The 22,942-nt window shown below is 65.8% G+C and carries 15 protein-coding genes; 6 read left to right on the top strand and 9 right to left on the bottom strand.

Annotation, left to right across the window (positions count from 1 at the left end):
- Window positions 1-60 precede the first annotated feature (60 nt).
- Window positions 61-963, top strand: a complete 903-nt coding sequence (locus D7Y61_RS13595; RefSeq protein ID WP_180866785.1) for an ABC transporter ATP-binding protein — start codon at window positions 61-63, stop codon at window positions 961-963.
- 12 nt (window positions 964-975) lie between these two features.
- A complete protein-coding gene (locus tag D7Y61_RS13590; protein ID WP_180866784.1) occupies window positions 976-4,560 on the top strand; it encodes an ABC transporter permease/M1 family aminopeptidase in 3,585 nt (1,194 codons plus the stop codon).
- A 119-nt stretch (window positions 4,561-4,679) separates the two neighbouring features.
- Here the strand turns inward: D7Y61_RS13590 and D7Y61_RS13585 are convergent, their stop codons facing one another.
- The 7 genes from D7Y61_RS13585 to D7Y61_RS13555 form a co-directional block, all read right to left on the bottom strand.
- Window positions 4,680-4,973, bottom strand: a complete 294-nt coding sequence (locus tag D7Y61_RS13585; protein ID WP_180866783.1) for a hypothetical protein — start codon at window positions 4,971-4,973, stop codon at window positions 4,680-4,682.
- Window positions 4,970-5,434, bottom strand: a complete 465-nt coding sequence (locus D7Y61_RS13580; protein ID WP_180866781.1) for a GNAT family N-acetyltransferase — start codon at window positions 5,432-5,434, stop codon at window positions 4,970-4,972. Before D7Y61_RS13580 ends, D7Y61_RS13585 begins: the two co-directional genes overlap by 4 nt.
- A gap of 45 nt (window positions 5,435-5,479) precedes the next feature.
- Window positions 5,480-6,925 (bottom strand): amidohydrolase family protein, encoded by a 1,446-nt coding sequence (locus D7Y61_RS13575; RefSeq protein WP_180866779.1) that lies wholly within the window; start codon window positions 6,923-6,925, stop codon window positions 5,480-5,482.
- Between the two features lie 184 nt (window positions 6,926-7,109).
- Complete coding sequence (locus tag D7Y61_RS13570) at window positions 7,110-7,496, bottom strand: SseB family protein (RefSeq protein WP_180866777.1); 387 nt, start codon at window positions 7,494-7,496, stop codon at window positions 7,110-7,112.
- Between the two features lie 135 nt (window positions 7,497-7,631).
- The gene (locus D7Y61_RS13565) at window positions 7,632-9,347 is read right to left on the bottom strand and encodes an alpha-amylase family glycosyl hydrolase (RefSeq protein WP_180866775.1); all 1,716 of its coding nucleotides are present in this window, start codon (window positions 9,345-9,347) and stop codon (window positions 7,632-7,634) included.
- The gene (locus D7Y61_RS13560; RefSeq protein ID WP_180866773.1) at window positions 9,347-10,834 is read right to left on the bottom strand and encodes an MFS transporter; all 1,488 of its coding nucleotides are present in this window, start codon (window positions 10,832-10,834) and stop codon (window positions 9,347-9,349) included. Before D7Y61_RS13560 ends, D7Y61_RS13565 begins: the two co-directional genes overlap by 1 nt.
- Window positions 10,831-13,023: a Six-hairpin glycosidase-like protein gene (locus D7Y61_RS13555; RefSeq protein WP_180866771.1), complete on the bottom strand. Its 2,193-nt coding sequence runs from the start codon at window positions 13,021-13,023 to the stop codon at window positions 10,831-10,833. The genes D7Y61_RS13560 and D7Y61_RS13555 overlap by 4 nt, the downstream gene beginning before the upstream one ends.
- 237 nt (window positions 13,024-13,260) lie before the next feature.
- Between D7Y61_RS13555 and D7Y61_RS13550 the strand changes: the two genes are divergently transcribed.
- Complete coding sequence (locus D7Y61_RS13550) at window positions 13,261-15,315, top strand: glycoside hydrolase family 97 protein (RefSeq protein WP_180866769.1); 2,055 nt, start codon at window positions 13,261-13,263, stop codon at window positions 15,313-15,315.
- 244 nt (window positions 15,316-15,559) lie between these two features.
- The gene (locus tag D7Y61_RS13545) at window positions 15,560-18,316 is read left to right on the top strand and encodes a TonB-dependent receptor (RefSeq protein WP_180866768.1); all 2,757 of its coding nucleotides are present in this window, start codon (window positions 15,560-15,562) and stop codon (window positions 18,314-18,316) included.
- A 234-nt stretch (window positions 18,317-18,550) separates the two neighbouring features.
- On the opposite strand, the gene D7Y61_RS13540 is transcribed toward D7Y61_RS13545, so the two are convergent.
- Window positions 18,551-20,164, bottom strand: a complete 1,614-nt coding sequence (locus D7Y61_RS13540; RefSeq protein ID WP_180866767.1) for an alpha-glucosidase — start codon at window positions 20,162-20,164, stop codon at window positions 18,551-18,553.
- Window positions 20,165-20,379: 215 nt separating this feature from the next.
- Between D7Y61_RS13540 and D7Y61_RS13535 the strand changes: the two genes are divergently transcribed.
- Entirely contained in the window at window positions 20,380-21,378 is a 999-nt protein-coding gene (locus tag D7Y61_RS13535) for a polyprenyl synthetase family protein (RefSeq protein ID WP_180866765.1), read from the top strand.
- 39 nt (window positions 21,379-21,417) lie between these two features.
- Here the strand turns inward: D7Y61_RS13535 and D7Y61_RS13530 are convergent, their stop codons facing one another.
- Window positions 21,418-22,203 carry a dienelactone hydrolase family protein gene (locus tag D7Y61_RS13530; RefSeq protein WP_180866763.1) on the bottom strand — a complete coding sequence of 262 codons (786 nt, stop codon included), beginning with the start codon at window positions 22,201-22,203 and terminating at the stop codon, window positions 21,418-21,420.
- A 130-nt stretch (window positions 22,204-22,333) separates the two neighbouring features.
- Here D7Y61_RS13530 and D7Y61_RS13525 point away from each other — a divergent pair, with 130 nt between their 5' ends.
- Window positions 22,334-22,927 carry an SMI1/KNR4 family protein gene (locus D7Y61_RS13525; protein ID WP_180866761.1) on the top strand — a complete coding sequence of 198 codons (594 nt, stop codon included), beginning with the start codon at window positions 22,334-22,336 and terminating at the stop codon, window positions 22,925-22,927.
- Window positions 22,928-22,942: the final 15 nt, after the last annotated feature.

Below are 22,942 nucleotides of genomic sequence, written 5' to 3'. Positions count from 1 at the left end.
CGCAGGGAGGCCGATGCGCGGATAACGCGCAGACATCTCCCATGGAAAGGTGTACGTCGCATGCTGAAGATCGATTCGCTGTCCAAGACGTACGCCAACGGCGTGCATGCCCTCAACAACGTCAGTCTGGACATCCCGCGCGGCATGTTCGGCCTGCTCGGGCCGAACGGTGCGGGCAAATCCTCGCTGATGCGCACCCTGTCCACCCTGCAGGAGGCCGACAGCGGCACGGTCACCCTCACCATTCCAGGCGAGGCATCGATCGATGTGCTGCGCGACAAGGATGCAGTGCGCCGCCGGCTGGGCTACCTGCCGCAGGATTTTGGCGTCTACCCCAAGGTCAGTGCGCTGGACCTGCTGGAGCATTTCGCGGTGCTCAAGGGCCTGACCCAGCGCGCGCAGCGCCGCGAGGTGGTCGATGGCCTGCTGCAGCAGGTGAACCTGTGGGACGCGCGCAAGCGCAAGCTCGGCACCTTCTCCGGCGGCATGCGGCAGCGCTTCGGCATTGCCCAGGCGCTGCTGGGTGACCCTCGGCTGGTGATCGTCGATGAACCCACCGCCGGCCTCGACCCGGAGGAACGCAACCGCTTCCTCAATCTGTTGGCGGCAATCGGCGAGAACGTGGCGGTGATCCTGTCCACCCACATCGTCGAGGACGTGACCGACCTGTGCCCGACGATGGCGATCATGAACAAGGGGCAGGTGCTGTTGACCGGGCGCCCCGCTGAAGCAATCGATGCGCTGCAGCAACAGGTCTGGCGCAAACAGGTGGACCCTTCGGAACTGGCCGACCACGAGGCACGCTACGTGGTGCTGTCGACCCGCTTGGTGGGGGGCCGCCCGGTAATCCACGTGCACAGCGCCAACGACCCCGGTGATGGCTTCGTGGCCGTCGCTCCCGATCTCGAGGACGTGTACTTCCAGCGCCTGCGCCTGCAGGCCCGTGCCCGCGCGGCAGCCTGAGCGGAGCACGCCATGATTCTCAACTTCTTCCGCTTCGAGCTGCGCGAGCAGCTGCGTTCTCCGCTGCTGTGGCTGCTGGCCGGGCTGTTCGCCCTGCTTGCCTTCGCCGCCGCTTCCAGCGATGCCGTGCAGATCGGTGGCGGCACCGGCAACGTGCACAGCAATGCACCCACGGTGATCGCACAGATGCTGGGCATCTTCACCCTGCTCGGCATGCTGGTCGCCGCGTTGTTCGTCAGCAACGCGCTGCTGCGCGACTTTGAACTGGGCACCGCCGAACTGATCTTCGCCAGCCCGGTGAAGCGCCGCGACTACCTGGCCGGGCGTATCGCCGCAGCACTGGCTGCGGGGCTGCTGGTCTATGTGCTCATCGCGTTCGGCCTCTGGCTGGCACCGTTCATGCCCTGGGTCGATCCCGAACGCATGGGCCCGATCAGCTGGCAGGGATACGCCTGGACGTTCGCGGTCATCGTCATTCCGAACCTGTTGTTCACCACCGCGCTGCTGTCACTGCTGGCGGCCCTGACCCGCTCGATCCTGTGGGTCTACATCGGTCTGGTGGCCTACCTGGTGCTGTACGGTGCCAGCGCGGCCCTGCTGCGCGACATCGACAACACCTGGATTGCGGTACTGAGCGAACCGTTGGGCATGCGTGCGCTGGGCAGGACCATCCGCTACTGGTCCACCGCTGAACGCAACAGCAGCATTCCCGAGCTGACCGGTTACCTGCTGGCCAACCGCGCCCTATGGCTGGGCATGGCCGCAATACTGTTCGCCGCCACCTTCGCTGTGTTCCGTACCGAGCGCAGTGGCAGCGGGCGCCGCCGCTGGGGCCGTCGGCAGGCGTTGCCGGTTGCCGATACGGGTGCCGTCCGTCCCAGCCGGACGACGCTTCCGCGCGTGGTGCCGGCATTCACCGCAGCCACGGCATGGCAGCAGTTCCTGCGCCAGGTCCGCTTCGACACGCGCGGCGTGCTGCGCAGCGTGCCGTTCATCGTGCTGCTGGTGTTGGGCCTGGCCAACTTCCTGCCCAGTGCGCTGTTCCGGCAGACGCTGTACGGCACCTCGATCTGGCCGGTCACCTCGCAGATGATCATGGCCCTGCAGGGCGCCTTCAGCTGGCTGCTGGTGATCATCGTGCTGTTCTTTGCCGGTGAGCTGGTCTGGAAGGAACGCGGTGCGCGCATCAATGAAGTGACCGATGCCATGCCGGTGCCGAACTGGGTACCGCTGCTGGCCAAGTTCACAGCGCTGCTGGCGGTGATCGCCTGCTTCCAGGCGGCCGGCGCGCTGGCGGCGATGGGCGTGCAGCTGGCCAAGGGCTATACCCATCTGGAGCCGCTGCTGTACCTGCGCAGCCTGGCGCTGGATTCGGTGGTGTACGTGCTGATGGGCGGCTTGGCGCTGGTGCTGCAGGTGCTGACCAACAACAAATTCCTCGGCTACGCGCTGCTCATCGTGGTGATGATCGGCCAGGGCGTGCTGGGCCTGCTGGACTACACGCAGAACATCTATAACTTCGGCAGCTGGCCGATCGCGCCCTACTCGGACATGAACGGCTACGGCCACTTCCTGACCGGGCAGCTGGCGTTCCAGGGCTACTGGGCATTGTTCCTGCTGGCGTTGATGTGCCTGGCGTCCGCGTTCTGGGTACGCGGCGTCAGCCAGGGCCTGCGCCAGCGCCTGGCGCTGGCCGGGCGCCGCCTGCGCGGGCCGACCGGCGCCTTCGCCGCGGTGGCGGCGCTGGCCTTCGTCGGCGTGGGGGGCTGGTTGTACTGGAGCACCAACATCCGCAACGAGTTCCTTTCTCCGGACCAGCAGCTGGACCTGCAGGCCCGCTACGAGCGCGAGCTGTCGAAGTACCGCAACCTGCCGCAGCCGCGCATCGTCGCCGTAGACAACCGTGTGGATCTGTTCCCTGAATCGCAGTCGATGGTGATCGATGCGAACTGGACGATCCGCAACCTGCACGCGCAGCCCATCCAGGATCTTCATGTAACGATGGGCGACGACAAGCAACTGCTGGCGGCCGATCTTGGCGGACAGAAGCTGACTTTCCATGACAAGAATCTGGGCTACCGCATCTACCGGCTGGACACGCCGCTGCAACCGGGCGAAAGCCGCAGCGTCCATTTCCGGGTGGCTCAAGCGCCCAACGGCATCACCGCCGGCCAGGCCCCAAGCAACATCGTCGACAACGGCACGTTCTTCAACAGCCGCGTGCTGCCTTCGTTCGGCTACAACGAAGGCGCCGAGATCACCGATCGCAACGAGCGGCGCAAGCGTGATCTCGGCGAACCGCGGCGCATGCCCAAGCTGGAAGACGAAGCCGCACGCGCCAACACCTACATTTCCAACGATGCCGACTGGCTCGATTTCCGCACCACGGTCTGCACCGCGCCAGACCAGGTGGCGCTGGCCCCGGGCTACCTGCGGCACGAGACCACGGTGAACGGCCGGCGCTGCTTCAGCTACGCCATGGACCGGCCGATGCTGAACTTCTACGCCTATCTGTCCGCACGCTGGGAAGTGCGCAAGGCCAAGTACAGGAACATTCCGATCGAGGTCTACTTCGACCCGGCGCACGGCTACAACGTGGACCGGATGATCGAGGCGGTGCAGAAATCGCTGGCCTATTACGAAGCAAACTTCACGCCGTACCAGCACCGCCAGGTACGCATCATCGAGTTCCCGGGCTATGCCCGCTTCGCGCAGTCGTTCGCAAACACCATCCCGTATTCCGAGGCGATCGGCTTCATCGCCGACCTGCGTGACCCGGACAAGGTGGACTACGTGTTCTACGTGACCGCGCACGAGATCGCACACCAGTGGTGGGCGCACCAGGTAATCGGTGCCAACGTGCAGGGTGCAACGGTGCTGTCCGAATCGCTGTCGCAGTACTCGGCCCTGATGGTGATGGAGCAGGAATACGGCCGCCAGCACATGCGCCAGTTCCTCAAGCGCGAGCTGGATGGCTACCTCTCCGGACGTGGTGGCGAGGCCATCGAGGAGCAACCCTTGGAACGCGTGGAGAACCAGCAGTACATCCACTACCAGAAGGGTTCGCTGGTGTTCTACCGGCTGCGCGAGGAGATTGGCGAGCAGGCCTTGAACCGTGCCTTGAAGCGCTTCCTGCAGGACAAGGGCTACCAGCAACCGCCCTACACCACCTCACGCGAACTGCTGGCCTACATCCGCGCCGAGACCCCGGCCGACCGCCAGCAGCTGGTCACCGACCTGTTCGAGAAGATCAGCTTCTACGACAACCGGGTGATGGCCGCCAGCGCCCGCAAGCGCGATGACGGACGCTTTGAGGTAACCCTGGACCTGCACGCCGCCAAGCAGTACGCCGACGGCAAGGGCAAGGAAAGCGACGGGAAGATGGATGACTGGATCGAGATCGGCGTGTTTGCCAATGGGCCGTCAGGCAAGGAGCGCGACCAGAAGGTGCTGTACCTGCAGCGCCATCACATCACCAGCGCCGCGCCGAAGATCACGGTAACCGTGGATGAAAAACCGGACGAGGCGGGCTTCGACCCGTACAACAAACTGATCGACCGGGTGAGCGACGACAACCGGCGCAAGGTGACGATGTGAGGCCACGGGGCGCCGGCCCATGCGCCGGCGCTCCACGCAACGCGTTCAGGCTTGGCTTGGATCGCCCTGCTGTAGTGCCGAGCCATGCTTGGCACATTGTCCACGATAGCCGCGAAGGATCAGCGCACTGGGGACTTCGGCCCCAACAACGCCAGCAGCACGAAAACCACGATCGAGGCGACGGTGCCGAGCGCCGCCGGCAACCCGAATGCCCACGCTGAACGCCCCTGCTGTCGCGCCCATTGCCCCAGATACCAGGCTGCGCCCAGGTTGATCAGCCAGGCAATGGCGAACACCGGCCACAGCACCATGCCCACTGCGCGCAGCAGGGGCATGGATATCAGCGCGGCGACGATGGCGCCAATCAGGAACAACAGCGCGGATCGGGAGTGCCGGGCTGTTGGAGTGCTCATGCGACCAACCGGCGGACCATCACCAGCACCCGATAGCTGCGGTTGTCAGCTTCCTGCAACGGTACCCACCCGAGCCGCGCATACAGGCCTCCATCCAACGCCTCGGTCTGCAGGTACAGATCGGTAACGCCCATCCGCGCGGCCTGCGCTGCGGCCCGCTCGACCAACTCGCCGGCCAGGCCGCGACCGCGATGGCTGTCGGCAACGAACACGCTTCCCAGCCAGTACTCGTACTGCGGAAAGGCCGTCATCTCACGCCGCTTCAACTGCACGGCGCCGACCACCTGCCCGCCGTCGAAAGCGGCGATCAGGTGCGGGAAACCGTCCGCATCCTGCGCCTGGTTGAGCCGCTGCAGCTCCTGCTCCAGCGACAAACCGGCGCTGGCACCCCACTGCGTGTGATACCACTGCGCCAACTGCTGCCGTTCCGGCGCATCGCCGGTGAGTACGTTGAACTCCATCCATGCCCTCTGCTTCAGTGCGGATCACTGCAGTGTGCAACCACCTTATCGCGGCAGCCGCAGGTAGGCATAGGCGTTGCGCCAGAAGAAGCATTCCCTGTAGTCCCGCCACTCCTCCTTTTCAAACAGCTCCATGAAAAGACCCAGGTAGGGACGGGCCGAGTTGACCATCGCCTGCATGTGCCAGTCTGACCCGTAGGCGATTTTATCCATGAATCCAAAGTCGCCACCTGCCTCACGCGCGCGCCTGAGGTTCTGCTCGAAGCAGATCATGCCATCGTCCTTCAGTAGATCCTCCAGATGGCCAACCTCGCAATAGACATTGGGGTATCGGACACACAGGTCAACCACCTGCCATGCATAGTTGCCCTTCGTCCACTCCGACTCGCTGGAAGCGGCCCATCCCGCAGAAATCGGGTTGCGCTTCGGCGCACTCATGCCACCGGCATGACCCAGACACAGGCGCAGCGTACTGCGCTCCTTCAGCACTTCAAGCCAGTGCACCGGATCAGCCAAACGCCCACTGAGATGGCTGCTCTCAAAGCCCACGGGGGTGCAATGGGCGAAGATCGGCGCATCCTCTTCCAGGCAAAGATCGTAGAACGCTTCGATCCGGTCCGAATAGTGTTCATCGGCATGCGGGCGGTAGCCCATCGCAGGGTAGAACTTGAAGCCAAGGAACCCTTCCTCCAGTGCTTTTTTCGCCAGACCAACGCAGTCTTCACGCCGCGGATCGAAAGCGAAGAATCCGTGCAGGTCCTGGTTGTTCCGCGCCAGCTCCAGCATCCTCGCCCTGCGCACGTCAAGCTCATACCTGGGAGGCCTGCGCCCGGGATATGCAAGCTCCATATCCATCATGTAGTGCACGAACTCCATCGGCGCGGGCGTTTCGCCGTAGGCATCGCGCAGCCTTTGCAGGATCACCTCCTCACTCGCCAACAAGGTGAAGAAGAACTCCGCGTAGTTGTCGATGATGCTGTTCTCATTGGGCCGGATCAGGTCGGTCATTCTTCGCAGGGCGCGCTTCACCACCCTCCTTGCCCAGGCCGGCATCGCCTCAGGCGCCAGGGAATCGATTCGCTCGAGCTCATCCGGGTCAGGTTCACCACTCCAACCGTCCAGGGCGTAGTCGATCCCATCGAGCTCGCGCAGAGCAGCAGCGAGACCGGCCTCGAGCACACCCTTCTGAGTGACGCCGTGCCGCACCTGATGCTCTGTGATGTTGCAGATCGAATCGATGTAGTCCGGCTCGCCAACGCCCTCATGGGCGATCAGGGCGTTGGCGTGCTCTGCCTTGAGCCTTGCAAACTCCGCCTTCTCTCCATCACTTCCGGTCAGTTCATAGAGCAGCTTGGCAATGCCGACCGCAAGCAGACTGGACCAGTTTCCGAGAGCATTCCTGATGATGCTCTCAAGCGGAAGATGACGCGCGTTGAATACGTGTGTGTGCAGATCGACAATGCGCTGCAGCTTCTCCTGCGACTCCCTCATGACGCCCCCTGCGATCCTTCGGTCTGCGGACTCTAGCAGGGTGCCCTTGCCTGGCAAGCATCCGGCGCGGACAATATCGTCCGGAATGAGGGCTCACGCGGCGCATGCGCGGCGACGCGGGTGGAGATCGGGTAGCGGGTCCGCTGCCAAAGCAGCCGAGCATGGGCTCGGCTCTACAGGACATTCAGCCCTGGGCGAAATCCTTCAGGATTTCGCTGATGCCGCCGGGCGAGATCTCGAAGCCCAGCGGTGTACCCGGATTGATCACGACACCGTAGCCGCCCGGTACGCGGCGCAGCACGTCCAGCATCAGCCAGCGGATCTGGTGCGGAACCTGCTGGCTGTAGATGCCGACCCGCGATGGGTCGGTGAACACGGCCACATGCAGGGTGCCCTGCTTGTCGAACAGCAGCGGATCGAAGCCGCTGCCGTCGGGGGTGATCAGGCTGCCGGTCAGCAGCACCACCTCGGAGGCGACGAAGGCCTCCATGAACGCGCGGATCGGCACGGCACCGTCCATGGCCGCCTTCAGCAGGGTTTCAATCGGGGGCTGCGGGGCGAGGTCGGTCATGGCGGTACGGCGGGGCGTGAGGGGTGTCCATTGTGCCGGATGCGGTCAAACCCGGTAGTGCCGGCCGCTGGCCGGCATCTGCAGGGTCCATGAATTTGGGGTTGCCAGCCWGCGGCCGGCACTACCGATGGGGTGTCAGCGCCGCAGACGCTGGTCCCGCGCCTGCTGGTCGGCCATGGCCTTGTCCAGTTCGGCCTGCAATGCCGGTTGCTGCACCGGCGCATCCAGCACGTAGACCTTCACCCCGTGGGCGGGCACTTCAGTCCGCAGGCGGCCCTTCACCTTCAGTTCGCCGCCGCCCAGTGCGTCACGCCAGGTGCCGGCCTGCAGGTAGCGCTCCACTTCGAAGGTGCGCGCCGTATCGCCCTTGTTCAGCAGCACCAGCGCGGTCTGCGCCACATCGCCGTGCTGCAGCACGCGCAGGAACACCGCTTCATCGCCCTGCAGGCGCTCGTTCACCTGCAGCCCGCGCTGCAGGGCCGGGGTGGCTTCGCGCAGCTTGGCGATGCGCTGCAGCGGAGCGAAGATCGGGCTCTGCGGCGCGGCGTCCACGCGCGGCTGGCCGAAGTAGGCGCGGTTGCCCGCATGTTCGGCGCGGCCACGCATGAAGCCGGTTTCAGAACCGTAATAGACCACCGGAATGCCGCGTGCGGTGAACAGCCAGTTATGTGCGTCGATGAAGCCGCTGTCGCTGGCCTGCAGCCGCGGCATGTCGTGGTTGTCGTAGAAGCTCATCAGCTCGTACGGGTTGGCATACGGCCCACCGCTCAGGTGCAGAGGTTCGGCCAGCGTTTCAAAGCCCTTGCCGGCGGTGCCGAAGGTCTGTTCCAGCGCGCCACGCAGCGGGAAATCCAGCACGCTGACGTTGGCATTGACCGGCCAGGTGTGCTCGGCAATGCTGGCCGCGTTGTAGTCGAACGCTTCGCCGAACATGAACATGCCCGGGTGCTGCGCACGGATGCGGCTGACGAATTCATGCCACCACGGGTGCGGCAGCCAGCCGATGGTGTCGATGCGCAGCGCATCCACGCCCTGTGCGGTCCACTGCAGATACGCCCCGACCAGATAGTCCATCACCGCCGGGTTGTTCTGGTTGAAGTCGGACAGCTCGGCCAGGTTGCCATCGAAGATCGAACCGTCCTTGCTGTCCACTGGGCCGATGTTGTTGTAGAAGGCGTGCAGCGGGTTGTGCTGCGGGTCCAGCTTCTGCGGCGGCAGGTTCTGGTGGTCGGCAATCAGCTTCGCATCCTTGTCGAAGATCTGGCCGAACTGCGGCTGCCGCTTGGGCATGGTCCAAGCCGGCGAACCATGGTTGCCGACGATATCCAGCACCACCTTCAGGCCGGCATCGTGCAGGCCCTTGTTGAGACCGGCGAAGTCCAGATCCTTGCTGGGCAGGTGCTCGTCGAGCTTGTAGAAGTTGATGCCCCAGTAGCCGTGGTAGCCGGTCTTGCCGCGGTCGGTCAGCGTGCTGGTACAGCTGATCGCCTTGCTGCCGGTGAAGGCTTCGTCGGGGTTGTCGACGATGGGGGTGATCCACACCGCGCCGAAGCCCAGGTTGCGGATGTACTGCGCGTTGTCCAGCACGCCACGGAAGTCGCCGCCCAGGTAGCCGATGTTGCCATCCACCTTGTCCGGGCACGGCACCGGAATATCGAACGTGCGGTGCTTGCCGCCCTGGTCGCGGTGGTCGTTGGACGGATCGCCATTGACGAAGCGATCGGTCACCACGAAGTACACCGCATCGCTGGCGAACGGTTCGGTCGTGCCGACATACGCCGGGCGCGGCGCGGCCAGGGCCTGGCCGGCAAACAGGGCTACACAGACAGCAACAGGCAACACAGCACGCATCACACCACCTCCGAACGCGACGGAACCCGCAGCACGCACACACCGGCCAGCAGCAGGCTGCAGCCGCCCAGCACCAGCACATGCATCGGCTGGCCACCCAGCCATGCGCGCAGGGCAAAGCCCAGCGCACTGGCCGCGACCAACTGCGGGATTACAATGAAGAAATTGAAGATGCCCATGTACACGCCCATCTTCCTGGCCGGCACGCTGTCAGACAGCAGGGCATACGGCAGCGACAGGATCGACGCCCAGGCAAACCCCACGCCCACCATCGACAGCAGCAGCCAGTGCGGATCGCGGATGAACATCAGCGAGATCAAGCCGGTACCGCCCAGCCACAGGTTCACCAGGTGGCTCCAGCGCAGGCCCACGGCACGCACCATCAACGGGATGACCAGCGCGGCCAGCGCGGCAAAGCCGTTGTACGCGCCGAACAGCACACCCACCCAGTTGGCACCTTCGTTGTAGGCGGCCGACTGCGGATCGGTGGAACCGAAGTGGGTGCCGGCCACCGCAGCGGTGGTGTAGATCCACATGGCAAACAAGGCGAACCACGAGAAGAACTGCACCCAGGCCAAGCGCCGCATGGTGATGGGCATCGCCCGCAGATCGTCGACGATCGCCGCCAGCATGTGGGTGCCCGGCAGCGAGCGGGCCACCGCCAACAACAGGCCGTAGCCCGCGCACAGGCCGGCCAGCACGTACAGCATCCTGTCGCCCTGGCGCCAGGCGATCAGCACCGCCAGCAGCAGGCCCACGCCCAGCCACAGCGCCACCTGCGACCACGGCGCGGGGCCGTTCACTGCGGCCGCGGCGTGGTGTGCCGGTGGTTCGGCGTCATCGAAGCCGGCCAGCTCGGTGGGCGAATACTCACGCGTGCTGACCACGGTCCAGGTGATCGCGGCCAGCAGCACCACCGCACCGAAGTAGAACGCATAGCGAACCGTGTCCGGCACTTCGCCAGCCGCCGCCGTGTTGGCCACGCCGAAGTGGGTCAGGATGAACGGCAGGAAGCTGGCCACGATCGCGCCCACGCCGATGAAGAAACTCTGCATGGCATAGCCGGTGGGCCGCTGGCGCGGTGCCAACTGGTCGCCCACGAACGCGCGGAACGGTTCCATCGATACGTTGATGGAGGCATCGAGCACCCACAGCGTGCCGGCGGCGATCCACAGCGTGGGCGAATTGGGCATCACCAGCAGGGCAAGCGTGGTCAGCACCGCGCCGATCATGAAGAACGGCCGGCGTCGCCCCCAGCGCGTCCAGGTGCGGTCGGACAGGTAGCCGATCACCGGCTGCACCAGCAGACCGGTCAGCGGTGCGGCGATCCACAACCCCGGCACCGACTCCATGTCCGCGCCCAGCGTTTCGAAGATGCGGCTGGCATTGGCATTCTGCAGGGCGAAACCAAACTGGATGCCAAGGAAGCCGAAGCACATGTTCCAGATCTGCCAGAACGACAACTGCGGTTTGGCAGGACGGCTCATCGGCTACCCTCGACTGCGGCCACCGGCGCCACCTTCAGCGCCTGCACCTGGGCCTGGTTGAGCACGCCGTCGTGCCCGCCCTTGCCGCCGGTGTAGTGCGCGAAGTGCTGCAGCGCGCTCATGTTGAAGCCCTCTTCCAGCTTCACGCTGCAGCGCCCCTTGGGCACGCTGAAGGTCGCGGCGGTGGAGTCCTGCGCGGCCACGCTGTGCGGCAGCGTCACCGTCAGGCGCTGCACGGACTGGCCGGCGCACTGCACCGCCAGCTGCTTCACCGCGGCGGTCACCCCGGTGTTGATCGGGCCATTGGGGTTGTTGTACTGCAGCCGCAGCCGCACCGGCCCGGCCTTGGCCGCAGTGAACTGCCACTGGCGCGCGCCGCGCAGCACCTGCTGCGGGCCGACACACAGCATCGGGCTGTGCAGCGATTCCAGCGCACCCTCGCGCCGGGTCAGGCTCAGGCAGTGCTGCAGGCCGTCATCGCCCAGGCGTGCCACGCCCTTGCTGATCGCCGTCACCGCGCGGCCGTCCTGCCACAGCACCTGGCCTTCGGCCACCGGCACGGTCCAGCCCTTGCCGCTGCGCTGCGCCTGCGGTGCGGCCGGGGTTGTCGGCGCGCGCGCATTGGCATCGGCGGTGCTGGCGGGCAACGCGCGCGACGGCGCGGCCACCAGCTGCACCGTGGTGGTGCCGCCGCGCGTCATTGCCTTGCCGGCCACCAGCAGTCCATCGCCCACCTGCTTCGGCCGCTCCAGCACGTAGCGCTTGCCATTGGCATCCAGCGTGATGCGGCGCTGCTTGCCGAACAGTTCTGGCACCAGCGCAGCCGGCAGCTTGGGCTGCACGCTGCCATCGTCCTGCACGCCAAACACCCCCTCGGTGACCATGGCCAGGTAGCCGGCCACCGACCACAGCTGGCGCTCGGAATTGACCACCGGCCCACTCAGCGCGCCTTCGTCCACATGCACGGCCTGGCTGACCAGTTCGTAGTTTTCCATGTTGGAACCGGCCAGCGCCGCGCCCTGCATCAGCGAGCGGATCTCGGCGGCGATGCGCGGCGCGTCGTCCAGCTGGCGCGCCGCGCGCAGCGAATAGGCGCTGACGAACGGCCAGATGGCGCGGTTGTGATAGATCGGCTGCTGCGCTTCCTGCGGCCACACCACCGGGCTGCCGGCCGGCCCCATCGGATAAGCGGCCAGCGCACGGCGCGCACGCTCGGCCGGCAGCACCTCGGCCAGGATGCCCAGCGACAGGCCCAGCAGGTCGACCTTGGCGTACGGCACCGGGTGCGCCGCTTCGCCGATGTAGCTCATGTACTGGCCCATGTCCTGGCGCCAGAAGCGCGCATCGATCTGCACCGCCAACGCATCGGCCCAGGCCTTGTACTGCTCGGCGCGCTCGTCGCCCAGCTGCGCGGCCATCTGCTGGCCCAGGCGCAGGGCCTGGTAATGCAGCACGTTGGTGGACAGCGCGTAGGAATCGCCGATGAAGCGCACGTTCTCGCGCGTCCAGTCCGGGTAGGTCTGCTCGCGCCAGTCCAGGAACGAGGTCTCGCCGCGATACAGGCCCATCTGCGGGTCGAATACCATGCTTCGGTCCTGCGCCAGGGTTCCCTGCAGCGCCTGCCAGACCTGGTCGGCGAAGGCCGCATCATCCAGCAGATGGCGCGCGGCCAGGAACCACACCACGCGATCGCTGCTGATGGGCCAACTGCCGCCGGAGCCGGTGTCCTGGGCCACGAACAGGCCGGGGGTATGGCCAGCGCGCGCCGCCGACAGCTTGAACTGCAACGACTGACGGGTGCGCTGCGGGTCCAGCCGCGCCAACGCCAGATCGGCGGCGAAGCTGACATCACGGGTCCAGACATAGGGCCAGCGAGCGCCGGTCTGGAAGCAGTCGCAGGGCACCGGGCGGCCTTCATCGAAGGCAGGGTCGCGGATCGCCTCCACCCGGTCCTGGTCCATGTCCTGCTGGGCCAGCGCAAACAGCGCATCGAACATCACGCTGCCGGTCCGGCTGCGCATTGGTGCGGCTGCGATCTGTACTGTCCCCTTCGGCGCATGCAGCACGAAGCTGCCGTTGGCTGCGGCTTCGGCACGCGCGTGGCGGCCGTCGAATTGCAGGTCGGCCGCCTGCGCGGTCGATCCCAGCGCTGCCCCGAGGGCAGCGGTCAGGCAAATGATCTTCAGCATCGAAGCGGCGGACCGGCTTGCGCCCGTCGGCCTCCCTCCCTCTCTGCACGCGTTGTAGGTCCGCACCGTCGTTGCCGGCGGGCGGGCGCGGCCCCTCCCTCAAGGTGCCTTGGGCCCATGGTAGACGCGGGGCTGCCGGCTGCGTCCAGCTGCATACGTATTCATGGCGTCGCACGGTAGTGGGCTTGCCGCGCTGGCTTATGGTCCGGGTCTGCCAACGGCGCCTTGGGAGGGGAAATGCCGATGTCACCCAGTGTTGTACGCGTGACGCTTGCACTGCTTTTCGGCACGGCCCTGCTGGGCCTTGCCACGCTCGCCAGGGCGGCGCCGCAGGTGATCAGCATCGAATCACCGGGCAAGGTGCTCAAGGCCAGCCTGGTGCTGGACGGCGGCACCGCCCGCTACCGCGTCGAGCGCTTCGGCGAGCCGGTGGTGGAGGATTCGAAGCTGGGCTTCGCCCTGCGCGATGGCCGGCTGGATCGTGATTTCGCGGTGATCGGCCAGCAGCAACGCAGCGTCGATGACACCTGGGAGCAACCCTGGGGCGAACGCCGGATCACCCGCAACCACTTCAACGAGCTGACCGTGCAGCTTGCCGAATCCACCGGCAGCAAGCGCCGTCTGGATGTGGTGTTCCGTGTCTACGACGACGGACTCGGCTTCCGCTATGCGTTTCCCGAGCAGCCCAACCTGCGCGAGGCGATCATCGACGACGAGCTGACCGAGTTCGCCATTGCGCCGGAATCGACGGCCTGGTGGATTCCGGCCGGCGAGCCGATCCATTACGAATACCTGTACCAGCGCACGCCGCTGCGCGAAGTGCCGCTGGTGCATACGCCGATGACCCTGCGCAGCCGTGATGGCCTGCACGTGGCGATCCACGAGGCCGCGCTGGTGGACTACGCCGGCATGTGGTTGCGCCGCACCGAGGGCCAGCGCCTGCGCGCGCAGCTCTCGCCCTCGGCCGAAGGCTGGAAGGTGCGCCGCGCCCTGCCCTTCGCCACACCGTGGCGCACGCTGCAGATTGCTGACCGCGCGGGTGGCCTGGTCGAATCGGACCTGATCCTCAACCTCAACGAACCCAACGCGCTGGGCGACGTGAGCTGGGTGAAGCCCGCCAAATACCTGGGCGTGTGGTGGTCGATGCACCTGGACAACGAAAGCTGGGCGACCGGGCCGAAGCATGCGGCCACCACCGCCAAGACGAAGAAGGTGATCGACTTCGCCGCCGCGCATGGTTTCCGCGGGGTGCTGGTGGAGGGCTGGAACCCGGGCTGGGATGGCATGTGGGTCGGCAACGGCTACGACTTCGATTTCACCCGTGCCACGCCCGATTTCGATATCGAGGCGTTGTCGGCGTACGGCCTGAAAAAGGGCGTGCACCTGATCGGCCACCACGAAACCGGCTGCGCCATCGAGCACTACGAAGACCAGTTGGGTGCCGCGCTGGACCTGTATGCGCGGCTGGGCGTGGACCAGTTCAAGACCGGCTACGTCTGCGACGATGGCCAGGTCGATCGCCGCAATCCAGCCGGTGGCCCGCTGTGGCGCGAGTGGCACGACGGGCAGTTCATGGCCCGCCACCACCTGACGGTGGTGCAGGAAGCGGCGCGGCGCCATCTGTCGGTGAACCCGCATGAGCCAATCAAGGACACCGGTCTGCGCCGCACCTACCCCAATTGGATCTCGCGCGAAGGCGCGCGCGGCATGGAGTACAACGCCTGGGGCCAGCCGCCGAATCCGCCGGAGCATGAGGTCAACCTGGTGTTCACCCGGATGCTGTCCGGACCGATGGATTACACCCCCGGCATCCTCAGCCTGAAGGGCCGCCACGGCCAGGCCATCCCCAGCACGCTGGCCCGCCAGCTTGCCCTGTACGTGGTGCTGTACAGCCCGATCCAGATGGCCGCCGATCTGCCCGAGCACTACCTGCAGCATCGCGAGGCGTTCCGCTTCATCGAAGACGTGGCGGTGGACTGGGAGCAGAGCCGCGTGCTCGATGGCGAAGTGGGCGACTACGTGACGATCGTGCGCCGTGATCGCAACAGTCGCGACTGGTTCCTCGGCAGCATCACCGACGAGCACGGACGTGTGTTGCCGGTTTCGCTGGGGTTCCTGGAGCCGGGCGTGCGCTATCGCGCCGAGATCTACCGCGATGGCGAGGGCGCGGATTTCCGCAGCAATCCATTCGACTTCGTGCGCGAAACCCGCGAAGTGACCAGTACCGATGCACTGACGCTGGTGCTTGCACCGGGCGGTGGACAGGCCATTCGCTTCACGCCGCTCCGCTGATCCCCTGTAGAGCCGAGCCCACGCTCGGCTTCCGACCGCMGCCGAGCGTGGGCTCGGCTCTACAGAACGATGCACCTGAAAGCGGTTACATCCCTGCAAACACCATTGAATACGTATGCAGGGTGATTCCCGCGAAGAACGCGCTGCCTACCATAGCGGCGACGACTGCGGCCACCGCGTCGCACGTCTACGGTCACTCCGGGACGTTCACGAATCGATCTGCAACATTGCCTGGGAGGGGAAAATGTTGAACCACAAGCGCAGTGCGCTGAGTCTCGCGCTGGCCGTTGTGCTGGCGCCAGCACTGGCGTCGGCACAGTCCACGCAGGGCACCACCACGCCAGCTGCCACCGCCGCCACCAACCTGGATACGGTGCAGGTCACCGGCATCCGCCGCGGCATCGAGAACGCGATCGCGATCAAGCAGGACGCCACCTCGGTAGTCGAAGCGATCTCCGCCGAAGACATCGGCAAGCTGCCCGACGTCAGCATCGCCGAATCCATCTCGCGCCTGCCCGGCCTGGCCGCCCAGCGCGTTGCCGGCCGTGCGCAGGTGATCAGCGTGCGCGGCCTGTCACCCGATTTCGCTACCACCCTGCTCAATGGCCGTGAAGTGGTCAGCACCGGTGACAACCGCGGCGTCGAGTTCGACCAGTACCCGTCTGAGCTGGTCAACGGTGTGACCGTCTACAAGACCCCGGATGCTGCGCTGGTCGGCCAGGGCCTGTCGGGCACCATCGACATGCAGACCGCACGCCCGCTCAGCTTCGGCGAACGCGTGATCGCGGTCAGTGGCCGCTACCAGAAGAGCTCGCTGGGCCGCGCCGCCAATGTCGACCCGTATGGCAACCGCTTCAGCGCCAGCTACATCGATCAGTTCTTCGACAAGACCCTGGGCATCGCCATCGGTTACGCGCACAGCGACATGCCGATCCAGGAAAACCAGGTCGGCCTCTACGAACCGTGGACCACCGAGCACACCGACAAGGGTAACCGCCCGGGTGTTGCCGCCGGCACCTACTTCTCCGATGGCATCAAGGCGCTGCGCCGCACCGGTAACAACAAGCGCGACGGCGTGATGGCGACGATCCAGTTCCGCCCAAGCAACAGCTGGACCAGCACCTTCGATGCGTTCCACACCGAAGCCGAGCAGATCGACACCGCCAACCAGTTCGAGCTGAACCTGAGCAACTACAACGGCAATTACACCCCGGGCCTGCTGGTCAGCAATCCGCAGGTCAACGCCAATGGTTCGTTCACTGGCGGCACTGCCAGCGGCGTGTACCCGCTGGTGCGCGGCATGTACAACAAGCGCAAGGACAAGATCGACGCGTTCGGTTGGAACAACGAGTTCAACTTCAGTGGCGTCAAGCTGGTCGCCGACCTGAACTATTCCAAGGCCACGCGCGATGAGCTGAACCTGGAAAACAACCTGCAGCTGACCCCGATGCCGCAGCTGGATACGGTCGGCGTGTCGATCCGCCAGAACGGCTTCTCGCAGATCAGCCCGGGCCTGAACTACTCCAATCCCGACGCGCTGTTCCTGACCAACACCATCTACGGTTCCGGCTACGGCAAGGTGCCGCAGGTGGAAGACCGCCTGAAGGGTGGCAAGCTGGCCGCAACGATTGCGTTGCCCGAAGCGATCGCTTCGTGGGCGCCGGACATCGACATCGGCGTCAACTATGCCGACCGCCGCAAGGTCAAGACCCAGTCCGAGGGCAACATCCTGCTCGGCGCGCAGGGCGATGCCAACATCGCCCCGGACCTGCAGTACCGTCCGGTCAATCTCGGTTTCGCCGGCCTGGGCACCATTCCGGCGTGGGATGTGCCGGCCGCGGTCGGTCGCTACATGACCTTCAATCCGGTCGACAATCTGGACTACCTGATTCCCAAGTCGTGGACGGTGCAGGAGAAGATCACCACCGCCTGGGCGCGCCTGAACATCAACACCGACATCGGCGTGGTCGGCGTGCGCGGCAACATTGGCGTGCAGATGCAGCACACCGACCAGAGCTCGGATTCGCGCTACTGGGACAGCTCGCAGACGGCCGGCAACAACATCCAGCCCTATTCCGACGGCCGCACGTACAACGACTGGCTGCCGAGCCTGAACCTGGCCTTCATGTTCCCCCACCAGCAGACGCTGCGTTTCGCCGCCGCCAAGCAGGTCGCACGCCCGCGCGTGGACCAGATGCGTGCAGGCCTGGAGTTCGGCGTGGATACCGGTACCGGCCGCCCCGGCGGCAGCGGCGGCAACCCGTTGCTGGACCCGTGGCGTGCCACCGCGCTGGACCTGTCCTATGAGAAGTACTTCGGCGAGAAGGCCTACGTCGCCGCTGCGATCTTCTACAAGGACCTGAAGAGCTACGTCTACACCCAGTCGGTGGACAACTACGACTTCACCGCGCTGCTGGGCAGCTACGTGCCGCCGCCGGGCATGACCTCGCCGGTACTGACCACCGGTACCTTCTCCGCGCCGCAGAACGGCAAGGGCGGCACGCTGAAGGGCCTGGAGCTGACCGGCTCGTTCCCGCTGGAGATGCTGACCGACAGCCTGCGCGGGTTCGGCGTGCAGGCCAGCGCCACCTTCAACAAGAGCGACATCACCATCCTGGATCCGGAAAGCGCCTCCAGCGTGGGCACCGATCCGATCAGCCTGCCGGGTCTGTCCAAGCGCGTGTACAACTTCACCGCGTACTACGAGCGCAGCGGCTTCGAGGCACGCGTCAGCCAGCGCCGTCGTTCGGACTTCATCGGTGAGATCGGCAACTTCAACGGCAACCGCAGCCTGCGCTACGTGGTGGGCGAGAACGTGACCGATGCGCAGGTCAGCTACACCTTCAGCGACAGCAGCGCCCTGCGTGGCCTGACCGTGCTGCTGCAGGGCAGCAACCTGACCAACGAGCCGTACCGCACCTACGCCGGCAGCAAGGATCGCCCGCTGGAATACATCGAGTGGGGTCGCACCTACATGCTGGGCGTGAACTACAAGTTCTGACCCGGACAAGGTAGTGCCGGCCGCTGGCCGGCAACCCTGATTCGGTAGTGCCGGCCGCKGGCCGGCAACACAAGGGGAGCAGGACCGGAAACCCGCTGCGCAGGCAGTGGGTTTTCTTTTGCGCAGCGGTAGATCCACGCCATGCGTGGATGCCTTCCACCGCAACCGCACCCACAAAAAAGGGACGGGGCGCTTCGGCCCCGTCCCCGCAAGTACCGCCACCGGAGAAAACGGTCAGCTGCGTCGGGCGCAATACACCGCACGCGGCGGCAGCTGGAGTTCGTTGCCCTGCACCGCACCCGCATCCGGGCCCGGTACCGCCACCTGCTGCCAGTTGCCCGGCGGCAGTGGATGACTCACCGCCTCGGCCGACAGGTTGAAGGCCAGCAGGAGGGTTTCATCTGCAAGCATACGCTCGAACAGCAGCACTGGCTCGGCACTTTCGATGAATCTGATGCTGCCATGCAATAGCGCCGGTTGGGCATGCCGCCAGGCCAGGAACGCGCGGAACGCGGCCAGGACCGAGTGCGGGTCACGCTCCTGTACGGCCACCGCCGCCGCCCGGTGCTCGGCCGGGATCGGCAGCCAGGGCGTGCCACTGGTGAAACCGGCCAGCGCTGCGTTGGTCCAGGGCAAGGGGGTACGGCAGCCGTCGCGGCCCTTGAAGTTCGGCCAGAAGGTGATGCCGTAGGGGTCCTGCAGCGCCTCGAACGGCACATCGGCCTCGGCCAGGCCCAGCTCCTCGCCCTGGTACAGGCAGACCGAGCCGCGCAGGGAGCACAGCATCGCCACCAGCATCCGCGCCAGCCGCGGGTCGGCCGGATGCCCCCCCCAGCGGCTGACCGCCCGCTCCACGTCGTGATTGGAAACCGCCCAGCACGGCCAGCCTTCGATCATTGCCGCTTCCAGCCGCGAGACTGTGTCTCGGATATAGGCCGCGCTGTAGTCGTCCACCAGCAGCTCGAAGCTGTAGCCCATGTGCAAGCGGCCATCACGGGTGTACTCAGCGGTGGTGGCCAGCGAGTCCTCCGAGGAGATCTCGCCCAGGCTGACCGCGCCCGGGTACTCGTCCAGCAAGGCGCGCAGGCGCTCCAGGAACGGCAGGTTCTCCGGCTGGGTGTTGTTGTAGTAGTGGTACTGGTAGGCGTACGGGTTATCCGGGCTGAAGCCGCGACCAAATCGCTTCTCGGCCGGCTTGGCCGGGTTGTCGCGCAGCTGCGCGTCGTGGAAGCAGAAGTTGATCGCATCCAGGCGGAAGCCATCCACGCCACGGTCCAGCCAGAAGCGCACATTGTCCAGGGTCGCCTGCTGCACCTCAGGGTGGTGGAAGTTCAGGTCCGGCTGATCGACCAGGAAGTTGTGCAGGTAGTACTGCTCGCGGCGCGGCTCCCACTGCCAGGCGCCGCCGCCGAACAGCGACAGCCAGTTGTTGGGCGGCGTGCCGTCATCGCGCGGATCGGCCCAGACATACCAGTCCGCCTTCGGGTTGCTGCGGTCCTGGCGGCTCTCGCGGAACCACGCGTGCTCGATCGATGTGTGGCTGAGCACCTGATCGATCATTACCTTCAGGCCCAGGCCGTGGGCCTTGGCCAGCAGCCGGTCGAAGTCGTCCAGACTGCCGAACAATGGGTCGACGTCGCGGTAATCGGCGATGTCATAGCCGAAGTCGGCCATCGGCGACTTGAAGAAGGGCGAGATCCAGATCGCGTCCACGCCCAGCGCGGCGATATGGTCCAGCCGCTCGATGATGCCCGGCAGGTCACCCACCCCGTCGCCGTTGGCATCAAGGTAGCTGCGCGGGTAGATCTGGTAGATGACGGCTCCGCGCCACCATGGATAGTGCGACATCGACAGCCCCCCTCCGGGCATGCAGGGCCCGCCGGAAGCGAGCCGAAATCCTGTTCCGGCAAGCTTAGCGGCGGCCTCCCGGGCATGGCGCAGCCTGCATACGTATTCACGCTGGACGCTGGCGTTACCGCGCCGCAGCGGCGTGCCAGCCCGGTTTGCGCCCGGAATTCACGGGCAACGCCTATAATCAGCGGTGAGCCTGAAAGCCTGATCGCATGACCATCACCGAAGACACCCGTCCCGCCCTGGGCCTGCCCCAGATCCAGTCGCTTGCCGCGGCCGACATGGCCGCCGTCGACGCCCTGATCCGGCGCCGGCTGTCCTCGGACGTCGTGCTGATCAACCAGATTGCCGACCACATCATTTCCGCCGGCGGCAAGCGCCTGCGCCCGATGCTGGTGATGCTGGCCGGCCATGCGGTCGGCCAGGCCGGCCCGGATCACCACCAGCTGGCGGCGATCATCGAATTCATCCATACCTCCACTCTGTTGCACGACGACGTGGTGGACGAATCCAGCCTGCGGCGTGGCCGCAGTACCGCCAACGCCTTGTGGGGCAATGCACCGAGCGTGCTGGTGGGCGACTTCCTGTACTCGCGCAGCTTCCAGCTGATGGTCGAGCTGGAGCGCATGTCGGTGATGCAGATCCTGGCCGATGCCACCAACCGCATCGCCGAGGGTGAAGTGCTGCAGCTGTTGCACGTGCACAACCCCGATACCGACGAAGCCGCCTACCTGCGCGTGATCGAGCGCAAGACCGCAGTGCTGTTCGCTGCCGGCACCCGCCTGGGCGCGCTGGCCAGCGGCGTGGACGAAGCCACCCAGCAGGCCCTGTTCGACTACGGCATGCACCTGGGCTACGCGTTCCAGATCGCCGACGACGTGCTGGACTACTCGGCCAACGCCGAGGAGCTGGGCAAGAACCTGGGTGATGATCTGGCCGAGGGCAAGGCCACCCTGCCACTGATCCACGCCATGGCCCATTCGGACGACGCCACGCGCGAGCGCCTGCGCAGCATCGTGCAGGACGGCGACGCCTCGGCGATGCCGGAAGTGCTGGCCGCGATCCGCGCCACCGGGGGCCTGGAATACAGCCGCCGCCGCGCCGAGGAATACGCCGAAGCCGCCGAGCGCGCGCTTGATGGCCTGGGCGACAACGATGCCGTGGCCGCTCTGCGCGGCCTGGCCCGCTACGCGGTGCAGCGCTCGCATTGATCGGTGAAGGCGTGCCGACCAAGGTCGGCACGCCTTTGTCTATCGGAACCGCTCCTCGAAGAACTCATCCAGCGCCTTCCATGCGCGCTTGGCCGCCCGTTCGTTGTACTGGCAGCCCGGCGGGTTGTTGGCATCGCGCTCGGCGAAGCAGTGCACCGCACCGCTGTAGTTGGTGAATTCCCAATCCACCTTGGCCCCATCCATTTCCTTCTGGAAAGCGGCGATGTCCTCGGCGGTCACGCTCCTGTCGTCGGCACCATTGAGCACCAGTACCGACGGGTGCGTGCCACCGGCCTGCGCGGGCAGCGGCGAACCCAGCCCGCCGTGCAGGCTCACCACACCCGCCAACGGCGCACCGGCACGCGCCAGTTCCAGCACCGTGGTGCCGCCGAAGCAGAAACCGACCGCACCAATCCGGCTGGCATCCAGCGGCACCTTGCCGGCCTGCGCCTTGAGCACGTTCACCGCTTCCAGCGCGCGTGCGCGAAGCAACGGCCGTTCATTGCGCAGCCGGGTCGCCACCGGCCCGGCCTCGGCATCGGTCTTCGGCCGCACGCCCTTGCCGTACACATCGGCCACCAGCACCACGTAATCGTCGCCGGCCAGCTGTTTGGCCTTCTCTATCGCAGATTCGTTCACGCCCTTCCAGTTCGGCACCATCACCAGGCCCGGACGCTTGTCGTTGTCGCCATCGTCATAGACCAGCACGCCACTGAAGGTCGTGCCTCGGTGCTTCCACTCCACCGGTTGCGTCTTCATCGCCGCCCATACCGGCATCGCCACCAGCCCCAGCACCATCGCCAAACCCCATCGCCAACGTTTCATGCGCCTGCTCCGCAAAAAAGGGGACGGAGGGGATTAAGCCGCAATCGCCCCTCCCGCGTCGCATTCTGCATTGGCGGCGTGACGCAGGTGTGGTTGGATACGACTTAATCCCCTCCGTCCCCTTTTCTGCATGAACCTTGTTGATCGCTTTCTGTCTGGCCTGATTCCACGCCTGCCTGCGGACGATGCCCCGCAGTGGGCACACGTGCAGGGCGCCTGCGCCGAAGACCTGCAGCGCCTGCGTGCGCAGTGGCCGCAGGTGCCGGACAGCCTGGTGGAACTGCTGTCGCGCGTGGATGGCACGCACTTCCGCGAGTACCCCGCCGGCGAGGTCTGTGTGCTGATGCTGGGTTCGGACGTGGAGGATGGCGGCTATCCGTACTACCTGCGCTCGGTGGCGCAGATCTTCGAGGACCAGCAGCAGTGGGACGACAGCATCCGTTCCATCTACGAGGAATGGCTGGATGACGAGCCGGAGATTCTCGGCGATGGCATCGATGCCGATCTACCGATGAACCGCCGCCTGTGCTTCTCGCACTGCATGAACAACGGCGGCACCTCGATGCTGTACCTGGATTTCGATCCGGCACCGGGCGGCACAGTCGGCCAGGTAGTGCGCTACCTGCACGATCCGGACAGCTACGCGGTCATCGCGCCGAGCTTCGATGTGTACCTGCAGCAGCTGATCGACGGCGGCTACACGTTCATCGACGAGGACCAGTAGATCCACGCCGTGCGT

The sequence above is a fragment of the Stenotrophomonas maltophilia genome (assembly GCF_013464485.1).
In the GTDB taxonomy this organism is placed as follows: Bacteria; Pseudomonadota; Gammaproteobacteria; order Xanthomonadales; family Xanthomonadaceae; genus Stenotrophomonas; species Stenotrophomonas maltophilia_AW.
Note: the sequence above shows the minus strand (reverse complement) of the source record. Positions and strands in the feature narration are given on the sequence as shown.

What these genes read in the sequence shown, in the direction of transcription:
- D7Y61_RS13595 (WP_180866785.1), top strand. Translation starts at nt 61, where the DNA reads ATGCTGAAGATCGATTCGCTGTCCAAGACGTACGCCAACGGCGTGCAT.
- D7Y61_RS13590 (WP_180866784.1), top strand. Translation starts at nt 976, where the DNA reads ATGATTCTCAACTTCTTCCGCTTCGAGCTGCGCGAGCAGCTGCGTTCT.
- D7Y61_RS13585 (WP_180866783.1), bottom strand. Translation starts at nt 4,973, where the DNA reads ATGAGCACTCCAACAGCCCGGCACTCCCGATCCGCGCTGTTGTTCCTG.
- D7Y61_RS13580 (WP_180866781.1), bottom strand. Translation starts at nt 5,434, where the DNA reads ATGGAGTTCAACGTACTCACCGGCGATGCGCCGGAACGGCAGCAGTTG.
- D7Y61_RS13575 (WP_180866779.1), bottom strand. Translation starts at nt 6,925, where the DNA reads ATGAGGGAGTCGCAGGAGAAGCTGCAGCGCATTGTCGATCTGCACACA.
- D7Y61_RS13570 (WP_180866777.1), bottom strand. Translation starts at nt 7,496, where the DNA reads ATGACCGACCTCGCCCCGCAGCCCCCGATTGAAACCCTGCTGAAGGCG.
- D7Y61_RS13565 (WP_180866775.1), bottom strand. Translation starts at nt 9,347, where the DNA reads ATGCGTGCTGTGTTGCCTGTTGCTGTCTGTGTAGCCCTGTTTGCCGGC.
- D7Y61_RS13560 (WP_180866773.1), bottom strand. Translation starts at nt 10,834, where the DNA reads ATGAGCCGTCCTGCCAAACCGCAGTTGTCGTTCTGGCAGATCTGGAAC.
- D7Y61_RS13555 (WP_180866771.1), bottom strand. Translation starts at nt 13,023, where the DNA reads ATGCTGAAGATCATTTGCCTGACCGCTGCCCTCGGGGCAGCGCTGGGA.
- D7Y61_RS13550 (WP_180866769.1), top strand. Translation starts at nt 13,261, where the DNA reads ATGCCGATGTCACCCAGTGTTGTACGCGTGACGCTTGCACTGCTTTTC.
- D7Y61_RS13545 (WP_180866768.1), top strand. Translation starts at nt 15,560, where the DNA reads ATGTTGAACCACAAGCGCAGTGCGCTGAGTCTCGCGCTGGCCGTTGTG.
- D7Y61_RS13540 (WP_180866767.1), bottom strand. Translation starts at nt 20,164, where the DNA reads ATGTCGCACTATCCATGGTGGCGCGGAGCCGTCATCTACCAGATCTAC.
- D7Y61_RS13535 (WP_180866765.1), top strand. Translation starts at nt 20,380, where the DNA reads ATGACCATCACCGAAGACACCCGTCCCGCCCTGGGCCTGCCCCAGATC.
- D7Y61_RS13530 (WP_180866763.1), bottom strand. Translation starts at nt 22,203, where the DNA reads ATGAAACGTTGGCGATGGGGTTTGGCGATGGTGCTGGGGCTGGTGGCG.
- D7Y61_RS13525 (WP_180866761.1), top strand. Translation starts at nt 22,334, where the DNA reads ATGAACCTTGTTGATCGCTTTCTGTCTGGCCTGATTCCACGCCTGCCT.